The following is a 15369-nucleotide window of genomic DNA, read 5'->3' as shown; positions in this document are numbered from 1 at the left end:
CATTGCTTTCAAATCATCATTCATTGTTTTAATTCTTAACTGAGCAGTTCGCAATGATTTTAGATTTAAGAGAGTTTTTACGTCATGAGAGTCATAATAATTCTTCATGTAAGCACCTTCCTCCGTAAAGAACTAATCAAAATTGACATATATGACGGTTTAACTTCAAAAAAAATACTTGATGGATACGTTTAGCTTATCAGCTAAATTATTTAAGAATTTCAAGCTAGGCAAAGATTTCCCTTTTTCAATTTTGCTTATATAAGAATCTGAAACGCCCAACATATCAGCAAGTTTCTTTTGGGTTAGCTTTGCCTTTTTGCGCTTTTCTTTAATAATTTCGCCGGTTGTTTTTATACACAGAATAAGACACCCCCTAACAACTTGACATATATGACGATAAATAAAATATAACACCTTATATAATTCCTGACAAGTAGATATGTTTATATTTTTTAACTATTTGTCAAATTGACATGATATAATAAAAACATAAAAAGAAGTGATAAGCGTTATCGTTATTGACTTTTTTTGATAAAAGTAGGTGAATCGAGTGAACAATTTAGTTGGTGAAAAGATAAAAAAATTGAGAAAAGAGAAAGGCTTAACTCAAAAGTCTGTTGCGGAAAAATTAAACATTACTGATAGTTATTTGTCTAAGATTGAGAAAGGGCAGCCGCCTTCATTGACATTACTCAATAAGTTTGCTGAATTTTTCAATGTAGATCGTTCTTACTTCTTTATAGATGAAACTGAATTAAATAATTTTTCCGAAACAGAAAAAGAATTAATTTTCGAGCCTGACCTTTCTCTCGAAAATGTGAAGGAGAAGTTTAATTTTTTCAAATTAGATGATAAGGAAATTTCGGATGATGAATTACAATTTATGATTCGTGTACTAAAAGCTTATCGGATTTCAAAGAACGATCCTGATTCTCAAGATGAATAGATTTTTTCTCTAACAGTTTGGTTAATTCTTCAACAAATTTCTCGATGTTAATTCCCAATGTATTGACCCCCTGAACGAACCTATGTTCGATTCTGTATTCTCTATTATAATTTATAAGCAAGAAAAAATAAACAAATCGCAAACTATTTCCTAATTCGTGGTTTTTTCGAAATAGGAAATAGTTCTAAAAAGTACGAAAGACGTTGCCTTTATATTTGGCACCGTCTTTTTTTACATACTCATATTGTTTTTATAGCTCATCCCTATTGCTGGATCAGCACTTTCATGATCTGTTAAAAATTCAATAGAAGGATTAATAAACATCCCTATCGCTGGATCAGCAAGTTTCATCACCATACCCTTATTTATAAGTGGGGAACAGACTAAACCAATCACGATTAAGCATAATATAAGTAACTTTTTCATACGTATTCACCTCCTTCAATCACCTTAAATTCCACACCCAATTTCTCTAACTCTAATTTAGGAATGCCGGCTCTAAACTTATCTTTCTGCTGCAGAAAATATTCCCTGGACAAAAAGAGCTTTTCTTTGTTTTTTTCGGCAATACCTTCATAAAGAAGAATATACGGCAGATATTTAGGATTATCATAAAATTTATTAAGGGATTTTTTATACGTGTAAGCTTCAAAAAAATCGTTAGTAAACCACTCTAAATCTAATTCTTTTTCCCAGTACAAACGAGCAAAATATAGCTGTTCTTTTGTGTCTGCAATCAATGCAGTCCTTCCCGTTTGTTTGCTGATTTCTATTACTTTTTTATAATAAGTTTCGGTCTTTTCGAGTGAGTCTTTAATAAAAGATAAACCCAGAGTGAAATATCCGGTTATTAAATAATTCGGACCTAAATCCGAGTTTATCAATTCAAAAGCAGACTCTCTTGCTTTCGATGTGTTATCTTCCAATTTTAAATAAATATAACACAGTGCTTCGTTTAGTCTAGCTGTGAATGAACTCTTAACAAATGGATCAGATACATCTTTTAAAAGCTCTTTTGCTTGATTTACGTGATAATAAGCTAATTCGTACTTTTCATTAAAAAAGAAACAATACATTTCTAAGATAATCAAAAGGACTTTCATCTCGATTGTTTTTGTTTTAAGGCCTTTTAGATTCTTTAAGTAATCATCTTCACTGTAGTTTACATTTTCTTTTGACATTAGCTGCCAATCATAAACATAGGCCCATTCTTTGTTTTCCTCATTTTTATCATTAGAACAAACTTGAATAAGTTTTTGCGTTAGACTTTTCAGGTGTTTACTATGCGCATATTCTAAGCCAACTCTAAGGTTTTCTTTCCTTCTCATAGATTCACAAAAATGTGACATAAGAAACAGTTCATTGTCTTTATCCAAATGAGTGACTAATTTATGTAACATCCAAAAAGCAATCTCTTGTTTGTTATTTAGAAATTTACTGATATAACCAGAGCTTATTCCTAAATGATTAGCAATCTCGTTTTGACTCAAAGGAGAGTCGGCAATGAGTTTTTTTAGATGGTCGCGCAAGTCAAACTGTTTGTTCATCAAATCACCATTTTCATAAAAATTTAACATAAAATGAAGAAACATGTTGTCGAACCATGCCGAAACAAACTATTTTTTTGTTTTTTTAGATAAGTGAAATAATTCAATATCTAATTAGATTATATCATAAAAGTTGATATATATGACGGTTTTTCTGTAATTATTTTAAATGAAAACCCTTATCCTAACTTTTTCCTGATAAGTATGGCCTTTTGACATTGAAGAATATTATTTTCGATACTAAAAATCGTACTATAAGTCAATATTTCATGATATAATGTCATATATTTACGTCTGTGAAAGAAAAAATTCAAAAGAGCGAGGGGACAAGATGCCTGTTTATAAAGATACCGAAAGAGGAACTTATTTTTTTAAAACTAGGTATACAGATATCTTTGGACAACGAAAACAAAAACTGAAACGTGGCTTTAAGAAAAAAAGTGAGGCTAAAATGGCTGAGGCGGAATTTCTAGCCAGTGTTAAAAATGCATACACTGATAATGTAACAATTGATGAAGTATTTGAACATAATATTACTTACAAAACCTATAAAGAAAAAACAATTAGACGCCGACGAAACGAGTATATAAAGCATATTCAGCCTATCTTTGGCAATATGAAATTGAAAGAAATTAATGTGCAACATGTAATTGCCTTTAAAAATCAACTGGAACAACACTTTGAGTCCCTTAATAGTGCTAGAACCGTATATAGCAATTTCAAAGTTTTAATTAACCATGCAGTCAAGTTTTTTAACTTAAAAATTGATCCAACATTGAAAGTTGAACCTATCAAAAGAACCAAGCCGAAAATAGCTTTTATAAAAAGAGAAGAGTTTGATTTGAGAGTCGAAAATCTTAATTGTAATTTATATAAGGAAATGACAATTCTTATTTTTTATACGGGGTTACGAGTCGGTGAAGCATTAGCGCTCAAATGGAAGAATGTTCATTTATCTGAAAACCAACTATATGTTGATTCTACATTAGATAACAAACGGCAATTAGGACCGCCCAAGACTCCTGCCAGTGAAGGTTTTGTCCCTTATCCAAAATTTGTTACTGAAATGCTTGAGAGAATAAAAAAAGAATCCGAAGAAAAAATATACGGATTCAATGAGGAATTATTTGTGTTTGGTGGGCTCACGCCCTATCATTATTCTCATTATAACAAAAAGTATAAAGAAGTATTTCCAGAGCTTCGTGTCCATGATTTACGGCATAGTTATGCTGCGCATCTTATTAATAAGGGTACAGACATATACTTAGTAAAAGAACTAATGCGACACGAAAACATTTCGGAAACTGCAGACACATACGGGCACCTATATTCTGAACGAAAACAAATGGCCATGTCCGCTTTTGATTAAGATTAAAAGGGTATCATTCCGGTATCATTAACCGTCCTGACACCCTTCAAACCTTTATGGAATAAGGTTGTTTGTTATCCTATTGAACCTTCCATTTCGAACTTAATCAAACGGTTCATTTCAACTGCGTATTCCATTGGAAGCTCTTTTGTGAATGGCTCGATGAAGCCCATGACGATCATTTCTGTCGCTTCTTCTTCGGAAATGCCGCGGCTCATCAAGTAGAAGAGCTGCTCTTCAGATACTTTAGACACTTTCGCTTCGTGCTCCAATGAAATGTTATCATTTAAGATTTCATTGTAAGGAATGGTGTCAGAAGTTGATTTGTTATCCATAATGAGCGTATCGCACTCGATGTTAGAACGGGCGCCTTCCGCTTTGCGTCCGAAGTGGACGATTCCGCGGTATGTTACTTTTCCGCCTTGTTTTGAAATCGATTTTGATACGATTGTGGATGATGTGTTTGGTGCAAGGTGAACCATTTTCGCACCCGCATCCTGATGCTGGCCTTTACCCGCAAGAGCGATAGAAAGCGTCATACCGCGCGCGCCTTCGCCTTTTAGGATACAAGCCGGATATTTCATTGTCAGTTTAGAACCGATGTTGCCGTCGATCCATTCCATTGTTGCGTTTTCTTCACAGACCGTACGCTTCGTTACAAGGTTGTAAACGTTGTTCGCCCAGTTTTGGATCGTTGTATAACGGCAGTAGCCGCCTTTTTTCACGATGATCTCAACAACCGCACTGTGAAGTGAGTTTGTTGTGTAGACAGGCGCAGTACAGCCTTCAACATAATGAACGCTTGCTTCTTCGTCGACGATGATCAGCGTACGTTCGAACTGTCCCATGTTTTCAGAGTTGATACGGAAGTAAGCTTGAAGCGGTGTTTCAACCTTTACGCCTTTTGGCACGTAGATGAAAGATCCGCCGGACCAAACAGCTGAGTTAAGCGCCGCAAACTTGTTATCAGTCGGCGGGATCACTTTTGCCCAGTGCTCACGGAAGATATCTTCGTTTTCTTTCAGCGCGCTGTCAGTGTCTTTAAAGACGATGCCCTGCGCTTCAAGATCTTCTTTCATATTGTGGTATACAACCTCAGATTCGTACTGAGCAGAAACACCCGCAAGGTATTTTTGTTCAGCTTCAGGAATACCAAGCTTGTCGAATGTTTGCTTAATTTCATCAGGCACTTCATCCCAAGAACGCTCTGAACGCTCAGACGGTTTTACGTAGTACGTAATTTCGTCAAAGTTCAGTGAGTTTAAATCTCCGCCCCATTGAGGCATCGGCATGTTGTAGAAATGCTCAAGTGATTTCAAGCGGAAATCAAGCATCCATTGAGGCTCTTCTTTCATGCGAGAAATTTCTTCTACGATTTCTTTTGTCAATCCGCGCTCTGAACGGAAAATGGAAACGTCCTTGTCGTGAAAACCATACTTGTATTCACCAATATCAGGCATTTTTTTAGCCATCCATTTTCACTCCAATCCTTTTAATTGCCGCCTTCTTCTTTTGCGACTCCTTTTTCAAGTGCTTTCCATGACAGGGTTGCACATTTGATACGGGCTGGGAATTTTGAAACGCCTTGAAGAGCTTCAATATCCCCGAGATCTATAGAATCATCATATTCATTCCCTTGCATCATATCCGAGAAAATCTTAGACATGGAAAGGGCTGTTTCGATATCTTTCCCTTTAATCGCCTGAGTCATCATCGAAGCGGATGCCATTGAAATGGAACAGCCTTCCCCTTCAAATTTCGCATCTTCCACGATGTCTCCGTCAAGCTTCATTGTCAGCCTGATTCGGTCGCCGCATGTCGGATTGTTCATATCCACGACGATGCTGTCATTCAAAACCCCTTTGTTGCGCGGGTTTTTGTAATGATCCATAATCACCTGTCTGTACAATGTATCTAAGTTTGCATTAAAAGACATTTGTAAAATACTCCTTTGTCTTTTGAAGAGCTTCCACAAGCTTATCAATCTCTTCCTCTGTATTATACAGATAAAAGCTTGCTCTTGCAGTAGCAGTTACATCCAGCCATTTCATCAGCGGCTGCGCGCAGTGATGGCCCGCTCTGACAGCGATCCCTTCCGCATCAAGTACGGTTGCCACATCGTGAGGATGAACATCATCAAGATTAAATGTGACAAGCCCGGCACGCTCTTCCGGCCCGTAAACCGTTACGCCGTCAAGCTGGCGGAAGCGTTCAAGCGCATAAGCTGCAAGCTTGTGCTCGTGGCGGGAAATCTCATCGAGACCGATTTCCTCGAGAAAATCAATTGCGGCGCCAAGGCCGATTGCTCCTGCAATAATCGGCGTACCCGCTTCGAATTTCCACGGAAGCTCTTTCCAAGTTGATTCATAAAGCCCGACAAAGTCGATCATTTCACCGCCGAATTCGGCAGGCTCCATGTTTTCCAGCAGGGCTTTCTTTCCGTACAGCACACCAATACCGGTAGGTCCGCACATTTTATGGGAAGAAAGCGCAAAGAAGTCACAATCGAGATCCTGCACGTCAATTTTCATGTGAGGCGTGCTTTGCGCACCGTCCACCACAATAACAGCCCCATTGTCATGAGCGATTTTCGCCATGTCTTTAATCGGGTTGATCGTACCGAGGACGTTAGATACATGGGACACTGCAACAATCTTTGTATTGCTTGTGACCGTCGTTCTTACGTCATCCAAAGAAATCGTTCCGTCTTCCTGCAGCGGAATATATTTTAATGTGGCGCCAGTCGCTTTGACAGCCTGCTGCCACGGAATGATATTCGCATGATGCTCCATGTAGGTGATGACCACTTCATCACCCGGTTTCAGGTTGGCGTGCGCATAGCTTAACGCCACCATATTCAGTGATGTGGTCGTGCCTTTTGTGAAAATAATCTCAGCCATTGACTTCGCGTTAATAAACTTGCGGACTTTTTCACGCGCTCCTTCATAACCGTCTGTCGCTCTGGTTCCAAGTGTATGGACGCCCCGGTGAACATTGGAATTGTATTGATTATAATACTTATCCAGTGTTTCAATGACAGCACGCGGCTTCTGGGAAGTCGCCGCGCTGTCGAGATAAACGAGATCATGTCCGTTCACTTGCTGATGAAGGATCGGGAACTGTTCACGAATATCCGTGATATTCATTACTTCACTTTCCTTTCGATAACAGAAACCAATTGTTTCTTAACGCCCTCAATCGGAAGTTCGTTTACTACCGGCGCAAGGAATCCGTAGATGACTAAGCGTTCTGCTTCTTCTTTCGCAATTCCGCGGCTCATCAGGTAGTAAAGCTGAATAGGGTCAACACGGCCGACAGATGCCGCATGTCCTGCAGTTACATCGTCTTCGTCAATTAAAAGAATAGGGTTTGCGTCTCCGCGTGCTTTTTCACTGAGCATCAGCACACGTGATTCTTGCTCTGCATTCGCTTTAGAAGCGCCATGTTCGATTTTGCCGATTCCGTTAAAGATAGAAGAAGCGGAATCCTTCATCACACCGTGCTTTAAGATATATCCTTCTGAAGCTTTACCGAAATGGATGATTTGTGTTGTAAAGTTTTGTGTTTGCTCTCCTCTACCGACAACAACTGTTTTTGTATCGCCGTATGTGCCGTCACCGTAAAGGTTTGTTGTGTTTTCGGAAATCGTGTCGCCGTCGTTCATAAGACCGAGAGCCCACTCAATTTTGCTGTCGCGCCCGCGCGCAGCACCGCGGCGGTTAACATAAGTTGTCACACCGCTGGACAGATTATCCACCGCACCGTATGTCACGCTGGCATTATCACCTGTGATGACCTCACTGATCATATTGAAGACAGCGTCTTTCGGGTTTACAGTGCTGATGTAGTTTTCAACATACGTTACAGAGCTGTGATCTTCAGCCACAATCAGCACGTGGTTGAAGAGAGCCGTATCGTTGCTTTCGTGGACATAAACAGCCTGAACCGGCGTCTCCACCTGGACATTTTTCGGAACATAAAGGAATGCTCCTCCGTTAACAAGAGCCGCGTGAAGCGCAGTTAATTTATGCTCATCAACCTTCACGCCGTCCTTCATAAAGTATTTCTCCACCAAGTCGGTGTGCTCGCGTGCGGCAGTCAGAATATCAGTGAAGATGACGCCTTTGTCTTTCAATTCTTGAGAAAGAGAAAGGTATGCCGGCGTCTGGTCACGCTGTACGTATAATGTTTTATCTTCGTTTTCAACATCGATCAGCGCTTTTACTTCATCAGTCAAATCTTCCAATGAAGAAAGCGGTTCGTTATCAACTGTATGCTTCGCAAAATTCGTGAAGTTCCAGTTTGTGATTTTTGTTTTGTCAGGCTTCGGCATCGGCAGATCCTCAGCTTGTTCAAGAGCCTGTAAGCGCAGGTCTTTCAGCCAGGCAGGTTCTTGATGCTTTTCGGAAAAGCTTTTGAGATACTCCTGATCTACGGATAGTTTTGTATCTAGTGTCATGTTAATCCCCCTAACGCTTACGCTTCTTGGCCTACAGTTTCGTCTTCAATACCAAGTTCTTGTTTAATCCAGTCATAACCTTCTGCTTCGAGACGCTGTGCAAGTTCTGCACCGCCGGATTTTACAACGCGGCCTTGCATCATAACGTGAACAACATCCGGAGTGATGTAGTTTAACAGGCGCTGATAGTGCGTGATCATCAGGCAGCCGAAGTTTTCGCTGCGCATTTTGTTGATCCCTTTAGATACAACTTTCAGAGCATCAATGTCAAGACCTGAGTCGATTTCATCAAGGATGGCGATTCTCGGTTCAATCATCATTAATTGAAGGATTTCGTTGCGTTTTTTCTCTCCGCCTGAGAAGCCTTCGTTAAGGTAGCGCTGAGCCATTTCAGGGTCCATTTCAAGGAACTCCATGTTTTCGTCCATTTTGCGGATGAATTTCATTAGAGAAATTTCATCGCCTTCTTCTCTGCGCGCGTTGATTGCTGAACGAAGGAAGTCGGCATTTGTCACACCGCTGATTTCACTAGGGTACTGCATCGCAAGGAATAAACCTGCCTGCGCGCGCTCGTCCACTTCCATCTCCAGTACATCTTTGCCGTCAAGCGTGATGCTGCCTTTTGTTACTTCATACTTAGGATGCCCCATAATAGCAGCTGAGAGAGTGGATTTACCAGTTCCGTTCGGACCCATTACTGCGTGGAACTCTCCGCCTTTTATTTCAAGGTTTACACCCTTTAAGATCTCTTTCCCTTCGATTTCAACGTGAAGACCTTTGATCGTTAATGTTGAAGCAGCCATATCTATACCTCCAAAAATATATAATCATTATTCTCATTTTATTCTCATTCTAATTTTATAACAAATGAAAAGTAAATACAACTTTTTATCGTGCCTTGCACATTTCTCAAGTTTAACAAAGATCAGCACTTTATTAAAGCGATTGAAAAAGAAAAAGAGTGGATTCCCACCCTTTTTTAGAAGATTGATTTTCTCAATAAGCTCCCGCAGAAATCCGCTTGCTCTTTGCATAATCAAGCTCTCTCTGCCGCTCTACTTTCATTCTTGTTTCCAGCCGGCGTCCGTATTCCTCGTATCCAATTCCGTGAGACAGCTGCATCGCTTTTTCCATTTCTGACGTATAATCGAGGTTCAGTCTATCCTGGCTGTTGCAAATAATGAATCAATCCCTTCATTTATTTGCTTCTATTGTATCAGCGCTCTGATGGATGCCGCAAAAAGGATATGGCTTGAAATAGCGGCAGATGAGACGAAAGCATCCTTTTAGAACAAATGAGAATCGTTTTTCGGAATATTCCTTCTCTTAATGCGTGGTGTTTCCGAATTCCTCTATGCACTGCTGTACAACTGTCACACCCTGGCTAAGAGCCGCTCCGCCTCCAAACGCCGCTGCCACACTGACAGCTTCGAGAATATTCTCTTCTGTCGCTCCCTCATCCAGACAGCCTTTTGTATGATAGATCATACAATATTCATCCTGGGCATTGATGGCGATTCCAAGGGCGATCAGCTGTTTTTCTCTTTCAGTCAGTGAGTTTCCGGCAAAGCATTGTTCAGTAAACTCGTTGAACTTTCTCCCCATCAGCGGCATCTTTTGTTCGAATGTGCCTAGACCTAATTTATATTGTTTTAGCGCGTCCTGCATGCTTCCTCTGTCTTGATTCAAAGAAAATCCCTCCATCTGTTTAACATTCCTTTTTATTATGAACAGCTTTTAGGAAAATACCCGAAAAAAACCCCGGATTTCTCATCCGGGGTTTCAGTCTTATTCAGATACAGGAAGCACAGCTCCGTCGTATTTTTTCTCGATGAAGTCTTTGATCTTTTTAGAGTGAAGAACTTCCATCAGCGCTTTAATTTTGTCAGAATCTTCTTCGCCTTTTCTTACTGCGATGATGTTAGCGTATGGGTTGTTTTTCGTTGCTTCCACTTCAATCGCGTCTTTTTTAGGATTTAATTTACTTTGGATCGCATAGTTTACATTGATGAAGACCGCGTCTCCTTCTTTGTTATCATATGCTTTTGCCGTTAATTCAGGCGCTACCTTTTTGAATTCAAGGTTTTTCGGGTTGTTCTTAATGTCTTTCAATGTTGCGTCAACTGTTTCGACTTTAGAATCAAGTGTGATTAATCCAGCATTTTCAAGCATTGCAAGCATACGGCCTTGTTCAGCGACGTTGTTTGTCAGAATAATGGTCGCACCGTCTGGAAGGTCTTTCAGTGACTTGTATTTTTTAGAGTAAATACCGAATGGCTCTAAGTGAACAGCACCGGCATTCACAAGTTTGTAATCTGTGTTTTCTTTCATTTCTTGGTCAAGGTAAGGAATGTGCTGGAAGTAGTTCGCATCCACTTCTTTATCAGCTAAAGCTTTGTTGTACATCTTGTAATCACTAAGCACTTTCACTTTCAGCGTGTAGCCTTTTTCTTTCAACAGTGGTTCAGCTTCTTTTAAAATTTCCGCATGCGGTGTTTTTGTCGCAGCAACGACAATTTCTTTCTTGCCGGATTCGGCGTTATTCGAACCGCAGGCAGCCATAACTCCTGCAAATACAAACAGTAATGCACCTAAAAATAGTTTTTTCAATGTAAATCCTCCCTTATCGTTTGTCTATAATATTTGTTATAACATCACCGATGATTTGAATAATAAACACGATGATTAAAATAAACACAGTAGCAACGAAGGTCACATCAGTATTATTCGACTGATAGCCTTCTACGTACGCAAGGTTTCCAAGGCCGCCTGAACCGATGGCTCCGGCTATTGCCGTTGAGCCGATCAAAGCGATCGCCGTAACCGTGATACCAGAAATAAGAGCCGGCATAGATTCCGGAAGCAGCACTTTGAAAATAATCGTAGACGTCTTAGCCCCCATTGATTTAGCGGCTTCAATAACACCTTTATCCACCTCACGGAGCGCGATTTCAGCAAGGCGCGCGTAAAACGGTGCCGAGCCGATAACCAGCGCCGGCAATGCGGCGTTTGGCCCTAAGATTGTGCCGACCAAAAACTTCGTAAATCCTAGCAGTAAAATAATTAAAATAAGGAACGGAATCGACCTGAATATGTTGACAACGGCCGCAATCACAGAGTTGATCGTTTTATTCTGCCAGAGGCTCCCTTTACTTGTCAGAAAGAGCAGCAAGCCGAGAATCACCCCGATGACAAAAGCAAACAGCAAAGAGATCAGCGTCATATAAAGGGTTTCATATGTCGCGTTCCACAATTCTGTTAAATCAACGTTCGGGAAGTATTTTTCAAACATTCGTGATCACCTCTGCTTTCACCTGTTTGTCATTAATAAACCCGATCACGTTTTGCACTTCTTCCTCGTCTCCGTCAATATGGATAAACAGTGAACCGTAGGCTCCATCCTTCGTCTGCGAGATTTTCCCTTGCAGAATATTGACGCTGACATTAAAGTTTCTGATCATCTCTGTAATCAGAGGCTGTTCAGCCGAATCACCGACAAATGTGAGCTGAACCATTTTTCCTGATGCTGTTTCATCAAGAAGGTGCTGAAGCGTTTCTTTCGTTTCTTCCGGCTCTGTCACCTGCTGAACAAACCGTTTTGTCATGTCTTCCTTCGGGTTTTTGAAGACATCGAGAACTTCGCCTTCTTCCACAACCTTTCCGTTTTCCATGACAGCGACTCTGTTGCAGATTTTGCGGATCACATGCATTTCGTGCGTGATCAGCACAATTGTCAAACCGAGTCTATCATTAATATCGGACAATAGATCCAAAATTGAATCTGTCGTTTGCGGATCTAGTGCTGATGTCGCTTCATCACAAAGGAGAACCTTCGGATTGTTTGCGAGCGCTCTGGCGATTCCGACACGCTGCTTTTGTCCGCCGCTCAGCTGAGACGGATAAGATTTTTCTTTTCCTTCTAAACCTACCAGTTTAATCAGTTCATTGGCGCGCTTGATACGCTCGCTCTTTTTCACCCCGGCAATTTCCAGAGGAAACATGATGTTATCTCTGACGGTCCGCGACCAAAGCAAATTGAAGTGCTGGAAAATCATGCTGATGTCATGGCGTGCGTTTCTTAACCCGCGTCCGTTTACTTCATTAATCTTGGTTCCCGCCACTTCCACGGTTCCTGAGGTTGGTTTCTCAAGGCCGTTCAGCAGACGGATTAAGGAACTTTTACCAGCTCCGCTATATCCTATAATTCCAAAAATCTCACCTTTTTTAATGGAAAGCGAGACATTTTGGACAGCATTGACATCTCCATGTTTCGACTTATACACTTTTGAAACATCTTGAAGATTGATCAAAGCAATCACCTGCCTTAACACTATTCTAAGAAATCTTCCGGGGTTTTCTGCAAAAGAAAAACCTTTCTGCACACTTGAGCAGAAAGGCTTATATAAAATGCCTTTCTCTCATCTTTCAAAGCTGAACGCTTCGTGTGAATTGGCACCATTTCAACAGTGTTGATGGTTGCCGGGCTTCATAGGGCACTTCCCTCCACCTCTCTTGATAAGAGAAATATATAGTCTTTTTCGTCCGGAAATTCTTAATGTAGAATAGCATGGCGGATGATTGCATGTCAATAAAATAAATGATGTCAACTTTTACTATTATAATAATTTGCTATTTTTTAATTATTCACAATCCTCTGAAAAAAACCATTCGTCAGCCAGAGAATCGCTTCAAGCTTTAACAGGGCTCTGAAGGACCCCTTGACTTTTAGGCTTCCGCTCTGAATCAGATGCTGAAGGGAAATGTCTCCGTGCAATAAATGAATGATTTCGGATTGGTTTCCGTAAAAGGTCAGGTTGGACGGTTGGCGCGGAGAAATTTTTTTCATTTCTCCCTGTTCGTTTATTGAGACGGTTAAGGCTTCTGTTTCTCCTTGGAAGGTAATAAGCAATGTTGAAGCGCTCAAAAGGGGTTTTAAAAACAGATGCTGATACTCATCTTCCAAAACTTCCGCTTTCTCCATATGTACAACCTCCTATTTGTTGGTCATACATAGACATTTCTCTCTCTGGCGCACGAACCCCTTTATAAAACGAACGACAATTTCATTGGAATGCGCTGAGAAATATGTCATAAATGGGATGCGGAAGATGATTTTTGTTTGATCAGCTCATATAAATAAGAAACGGAATGAAACGCATATCCTCTTTCAACCACTTTTCCTCCTTTAAACAGCAGAAAACAAGGGACGCTTTCAATTTGATAGGCTTTTGCGAATGTCGGAGAGTAATTGACATTGTTTTGATAGAAGGCGACATCAGGCAGCATTTCTTTCACCACTGTCAGCATTTTGCTTGCAAGCTGGCAAGTGCCGCAAAACGGAGTATATAAATACAGAAGATACACATCATCAGCAATGTGCTCAAGCTCGTGTTCCTGGAGTTCTTTCATGCTATACACCTCGGGACTTTCTTTCAAGAAAAATAGTATGGACATTCAGATTCGCGCGCAGCAATACAGAGGCGACGTGGTGTCTGGGCGCAGCCGCCACTTCTTTATAGGCTCTGTCGATATGCAGATGGCAGGCTTCGTTAAATTCTCTTTTCAGTTGTTTTCTCAATTTCTCGCCTGATTCGTCAGCATCCACTAATATATAGACGTCTTTATCATAAAGCTCGTCAGCCAATTCCTCAAGCCTCAGCTGGCTGATTGTTCCGTTTGTGCAGATAATGCGCACCGGTTCATCCAGGACGCTTTCGATTTTCTCTTTATCTGATTTCCCTTCGACAATCATAACCTTTTCCAGCTCATCCATCTTCATCTTCTTCACCTGCCGCGTCAAATTTGAAACGTTCAGATTGTAAAAGAAGGCAGTGAAATTCACCGCCAACATTAACACCAGCCGTTTTCGTAGTCACAATCCACATATTTTGCGTCGTTTCCCGAGACCACATCGGCTGTCTTATAAAATTTCTCATTTTCAAAGGAATAACCGGACTTAAGCTCATATTCATTCATGCTTGTCATTTGGCCGATCCTCTCATTTTCATGATATAACGAGAGCCGGCCATGTTGAAAGCGGCCTGTCACATCATTGGTGACATCGAGCTTTTGTTTGCTGAAAGCCATATTGGACACCTCCCATAACGTTAGCGTGTCCAATTGCCTTTACAGCTATCCTGCTTTAGTCTTCCTGTGTCATCTCTTCGTATTGCTCTGCTGTCATCAGTTTTTCAATTTCAGAAGCGTCAGACGGCTCAACGACGATCATCCATGCTTTTTCGTACGGAGATTCGTTTACGAATTCCGGACTGTCATCAAGATCTTCGTTAATTTCCACAACAGTTCCGTTAATCGGCGCATAAAGCTCAGATACCGTTTTAACGGATTCAACACTGCCGAATGGCTCGTCCGCTTTGATTTCAGCGCCCACTTCAGGAAGTTCGACAAACACGATATCGCCTAGCTCGGACTGGGCAAAATGCGTAATCCCGATTCTGGCTTTTTCTCCTTCAACTTTTACCCACTCGTGTTCTCCTGAGTAACGCAAATCTTTAGGTATGCTCAATTGAATCCCTCCATTTTTTACAGCACTATAATAAGAAGATACCATACTTTTCAAAAAAAATTGACATTAAGCCCAGTTTTCTTCAAATTGGTCTTCTTTAAAACCGGCTGTCACTTTTTCGCCGTCTGTTGTAAGCGGTCGTTTGATCAGCATTCCGTCTGAAGCCAGCAGTTCAAGCTGTTCGTCCTCCGACATGTGATACAGCTTTTCCTTGAGATTGAGCTCGCGGTATTTCATGCCGCTCGTGTTGAAAAATTTTTTGAGATCCAGTCCGCTTTTTTCATAAAGCGCTTTTAGTTCTTCTTTGCTTGGAGGCTGCTCTGCAATATGTATTTCGTTGATTTCTTTTCCATGCTCTTCAAGCCATTTCTTTGCTTTGCGGCACGTTCCGCATTTAGGGTACCAGTAAAAAGTTAACGACATCTTCTTCCCCCTCAATAAAATAATCGAGGTTATTTTAACACAGTTTGTTTTAAAAACCTAAAACAGTGCTTCTTTGAAAGGGCTCCGCATGCGGAG

At 40.7% G+C, this 15369-nt stretch carries 21 protein-coding genes and 1 riboswitch; of the genes, 2 read left to right on the top strand and 19 right to left on the bottom strand.

Features of this window, described 5'->3' with window-relative positions; translation table 11 throughout:
* Positions 1 to 165: 165 nt before the first annotated feature.
* The gene (locus tag JMN17_RS21900; protein ID WP_202328075.1) at positions 166 to 417 is read right to left on the bottom strand and encodes a helix-turn-helix domain-containing protein; all 252 of its coding nucleotides are present in this window, start codon (positions 415 to 417) and stop codon (positions 166 to 168) included.
* A 136-nt stretch (positions 418 to 553) separates the two neighbouring features.
* Between JMN17_RS21900 and JMN17_RS11145 the strand changes: the two genes are divergently transcribed.
* Positions 554 to 949 (top strand): helix-turn-helix domain-containing protein, encoded by a 396-nt coding sequence (locus JMN17_RS11145; RefSeq protein WP_202328074.1) that lies wholly within the window; start codon positions 554 to 556, stop codon positions 947 to 949.
* A gap of 231 nt (positions 950 to 1180) precedes the next feature.
* Here the strand turns inward: JMN17_RS11145 and JMN17_RS11140 are convergent, their stop codons facing one another.
* The gene (locus JMN17_RS11140; protein ID WP_202328073.1) at positions 1181 to 1375 is read right to left on the bottom strand and encodes a hypothetical protein; all 195 of its coding nucleotides are present in this window, start codon (positions 1373 to 1375) and stop codon (positions 1181 to 1183) included.
* A complete protein-coding gene (locus tag JMN17_RS11135) occupies positions 1372 to 2496 on the bottom strand; it encodes an AimR family lysis-lysogeny pheromone receptor (RefSeq protein WP_202328072.1) in 1125 nt (374 codons plus the stop codon). Before JMN17_RS11135 ends, JMN17_RS11140 begins: the two co-directional genes overlap by 4 nt.
* A gap of 331 nt (positions 2497 to 2827) precedes the next feature.
* On the opposite strand from JMN17_RS11135, the gene JMN17_RS11130 reads away from it, so the two are divergent.
* A complete protein-coding gene (locus JMN17_RS11130) occupies positions 2828 to 3865 on the top strand; it encodes a site-specific integrase (protein ID WP_202328071.1) in 1038 nt (345 codons plus the stop codon).
* 74 nt (positions 3866 to 3939) lie between these two features.
* Here the strand turns inward: JMN17_RS11130 and sufB are convergent, their stop codons facing one another.
* The 16 genes from sufB to JMN17_RS11050 form a co-directional block, all read right to left on the bottom strand.
* Positions 3940 to 5337, bottom strand: coding sequence for a Fe-S cluster assembly protein SufB (gene sufB, locus JMN17_RS11125; protein WP_087991063.1), 1398 nt, complete (start codon positions 5335 to 5337; stop codon positions 3940 to 3942).
* 20 nt (positions 5338 to 5357) lie between these two features.
* Positions 5358 to 5801: a Fe-S cluster assembly sulfur transfer protein SufU gene (gene sufU / locus JMN17_RS11120; protein ID WP_019715645.1), complete on the bottom strand. Its 444-nt coding sequence runs from the start codon at positions 5799 to 5801 to the stop codon at positions 5358 to 5360.
* The gene (gene sufS / locus JMN17_RS11115) at positions 5791 to 7011 is read right to left on the bottom strand and encodes a cysteine desulfurase SufS (RefSeq protein ID WP_202328070.1); all 1221 of its coding nucleotides are present in this window, start codon (positions 7009 to 7011) and stop codon (positions 5791 to 5793) included. Before sufS ends, sufU begins: the two co-directional genes overlap by 11 nt.
* Complete coding sequence (gene sufD / locus JMN17_RS11110; RefSeq protein ID WP_202328069.1) at positions 7011 to 8324, bottom strand: Fe-S cluster assembly protein SufD; 1314 nt, start codon at positions 8322 to 8324, stop codon at positions 7011 to 7013. The genes sufS and sufD overlap by 1 nt, the downstream gene beginning before the upstream one ends.
* Positions 8325 to 8341: 17 nt before the next feature.
* A complete protein-coding gene (gene sufC / locus JMN17_RS11105) occupies positions 8342 to 9127 on the bottom strand; it encodes a Fe-S cluster assembly ATPase SufC (RefSeq protein WP_087991066.1) in 786 nt (261 codons plus the stop codon).
* Positions 9128 to 9320: 193 nt separating this feature from the next.
* Positions 9321 to 9458 carry a hypothetical protein gene (locus JMN17_RS11100; RefSeq protein WP_202328068.1) on the bottom strand — a complete coding sequence of 46 codons (138 nt, stop codon included), beginning with the start codon at positions 9456 to 9458 and terminating at the stop codon, positions 9321 to 9323.
* Positions 9459 to 9650: 192 nt separating this feature from the next.
* On the bottom strand, positions 9651 to 10028 hold the full coding sequence (locus JMN17_RS11095) for a carboxymuconolactone decarboxylase family protein (RefSeq protein ID WP_003222796.1): 378 nt from the start codon (positions 10026 to 10028) through the stop codon (positions 9651 to 9653).
* Between the two features lie 84 nt (positions 10029 to 10112).
* Entirely contained in the window at positions 10113 to 10934 is an 822-nt protein-coding gene (metQ, locus tag JMN17_RS11090) for a methionine ABC transporter substrate-binding lipoprotein MetQ (protein ID WP_087991069.1), read from the bottom strand.
* 13 nt (positions 10935 to 10947) lie between these two features.
* The gene (gene metP, locus JMN17_RS11085; protein ID WP_087991070.1) at positions 10948 to 11616 is read right to left on the bottom strand and encodes a methionine ABC transporter permease MetP; all 669 of its coding nucleotides are present in this window, start codon (positions 11614 to 11616) and stop codon (positions 10948 to 10950) included.
* Complete coding sequence (gene metN / locus JMN17_RS11080) at positions 11609 to 12634, bottom strand: methionine ABC transporter ATP-binding protein MetN (RefSeq protein WP_202328067.1); 1026 nt, start codon at positions 12632 to 12634, stop codon at positions 11609 to 11611. Before metN ends, metP begins: the two co-directional genes overlap by 8 nt.
* A gap of 105 nt (positions 12635 to 12739) precedes the next feature.
* Positions 12740 to 12846, bottom strand: a riboswitch (SAM riboswitch).
* 114 nt (positions 12847 to 12960) lie between these two features.
* Positions 12961 to 13305, bottom strand: a complete 345-nt coding sequence (locus tag JMN17_RS11075; protein WP_087991072.1) for an SCP2 sterol-binding domain-containing protein — start codon at positions 13303 to 13305, stop codon at positions 12961 to 12963.
* Positions 13306 to 13412: 107 nt separating this feature from the next.
* A complete protein-coding gene (locus JMN17_RS11070) occupies positions 13413 to 13733 on the bottom strand; it encodes a thioredoxin family protein (RefSeq protein ID WP_024713602.1) in 321 nt (106 codons plus the stop codon).
* A 1-nt stretch (position 13734) separates the two neighbouring features.
* Positions 13735 to 14097 carry a toprim domain-containing protein gene (locus JMN17_RS11065; protein ID WP_176365274.1) on the bottom strand — a complete coding sequence of 121 codons (363 nt, stop codon included), beginning with the start codon at positions 14095 to 14097 and terminating at the stop codon, positions 13735 to 13737.
* A gap of 77 nt (positions 14098 to 14174) precedes the next feature.
* A complete protein-coding gene (locus tag JMN17_RS11060) occupies positions 14175 to 14411 on the bottom strand; it encodes a YusG family protein (protein ID WP_087991074.1) in 237 nt (78 codons plus the stop codon).
* A gap of 55 nt (positions 14412 to 14466) precedes the next feature.
* A complete protein-coding gene (gene gcvH / locus JMN17_RS11055; RefSeq protein WP_010330011.1) occupies positions 14467 to 14850 on the bottom strand; it encodes a glycine cleavage system protein GcvH in 384 nt (127 codons plus the stop codon).
* Positions 14851 to 14916: 66 nt separating this feature from the next.
* On the bottom strand, positions 14917 to 15273 hold the full coding sequence (locus JMN17_RS11050; RefSeq protein WP_202328066.1) for an arsenate reductase family protein: 357 nt from the start codon (positions 15271 to 15273) through the stop codon (positions 14917 to 14919).
* Positions 15274 to 15369 lie beyond the last annotated feature (96 nt).

It is taken from the genome of Bacillus sp. RHFS10 (assembly GCF_016757475.1).
Classification (GTDB): domain Bacteria; phylum Bacillota; class Bacilli; order Bacillales; family Bacillaceae; genus Bacillus; species Bacillus subtilis_G.
The sequence above is the reverse complement of the archived record's forward strand: the minus strand, read 5'-3'. Positions and strand labels throughout refer to the sequence as shown.

What these genes read in the sequence shown, in the direction of transcription:
- JMN17_RS11100 (WP_202328068.1), bottom strand. Translation starts at nt 9,458, where the DNA reads ATGGAAAAAGCGATGCAGCTGTCTCACGGAATTGGATACGAGGAATAC.
- sufU (WP_019715645.1), bottom strand. Translation starts at nt 5,801, where the DNA reads ATGTCTTTTAATGCAAACTTAGATACATTGTACAGACAGGTGATTATG.
- JMN17_RS11095 (WP_003222796.1), bottom strand. Translation starts at nt 10,028, where the DNA reads ATGGAGGGATTTTCTTTGAATCAAGACAGAGGAAGCATGCAGGACGCG.
- JMN17_RS11130 (WP_202328071.1), top strand. Translation starts at nt 2,828, where the DNA reads ATGCCTGTTTATAAAGATACCGAAAGAGGAACTTATTTTTTTAAAACT.
- sufD (WP_202328069.1), bottom strand. Translation starts at nt 8,324, where the DNA reads ATGACACTAGATACAAAACTATCCGTAGATCAGGAGTATCTCAAAAGC.
- JMN17_RS11135 (WP_202328072.1), bottom strand. Translation starts at nt 2,496, where the DNA reads ATGAACAAACAGTTTGACTTGCGCGACCATCTAAAAAAACTCATTGCC.
- JMN17_RS11050 (WP_202328066.1), bottom strand. Translation starts at nt 15,273, where the DNA reads ATGTCGTTAACTTTTTACTGGTACCCTAAATGCGGAACGTGCCGCAAA.
- JMN17_RS11140 (WP_202328073.1), bottom strand. Translation starts at nt 1,375, where the DNA reads ATGAAAAAGTTACTTATATTATGCTTAATCGTGATTGGTTTAGTCTGT.
- sufB (WP_087991063.1), bottom strand. Translation starts at nt 5,337, where the DNA reads ATGGCTAAAAAAATGCCTGATATTGGTGAATACAAGTATGGTTTTCAC.
- sufS (WP_202328070.1), bottom strand. Translation starts at nt 7,011, where the DNA reads ATGAATATCACGGATATTCGTGAACAGTTCCCGATCCTTCATCAGCAA.
- JMN17_RS11070 (WP_024713602.1), bottom strand. Translation starts at nt 13,733, where the DNA reads ATGAAAGAACTCCAGGAACACGAGCTTGAGCACATTGCTGATGATGTG.
- JMN17_RS11065 (WP_176365274.1), bottom strand. Translation starts at nt 14,097, where the DNA reads ATGGATGAGCTGGAAAAGGTTATGATTGTCGAAGGGAAATCAGATAAA.
- metP (WP_087991070.1), bottom strand. Translation starts at nt 11,616, where the DNA reads ATGTTTGAAAAATACTTCCCGAACGTTGATTTAACAGAATTGTGGAAC.
- JMN17_RS11075 (WP_087991072.1), bottom strand. Translation starts at nt 13,305, where the DNA reads ATGGAGAAAGCGGAAGTTTTGGAAGATGAGTATCAGCATCTGTTTTTA.
- sufC (WP_087991066.1), bottom strand. Translation starts at nt 9,127, where the DNA reads ATGGCTGCTTCAACATTAACGATCAAAGGTCTTCACGTTGAAATCGAA.
- JMN17_RS11060 (WP_087991074.1), bottom strand. Translation starts at nt 14,411, where the DNA reads ATGGCTTTCAGCAAACAAAAGCTCGATGTCACCAATGATGTGACAGGC.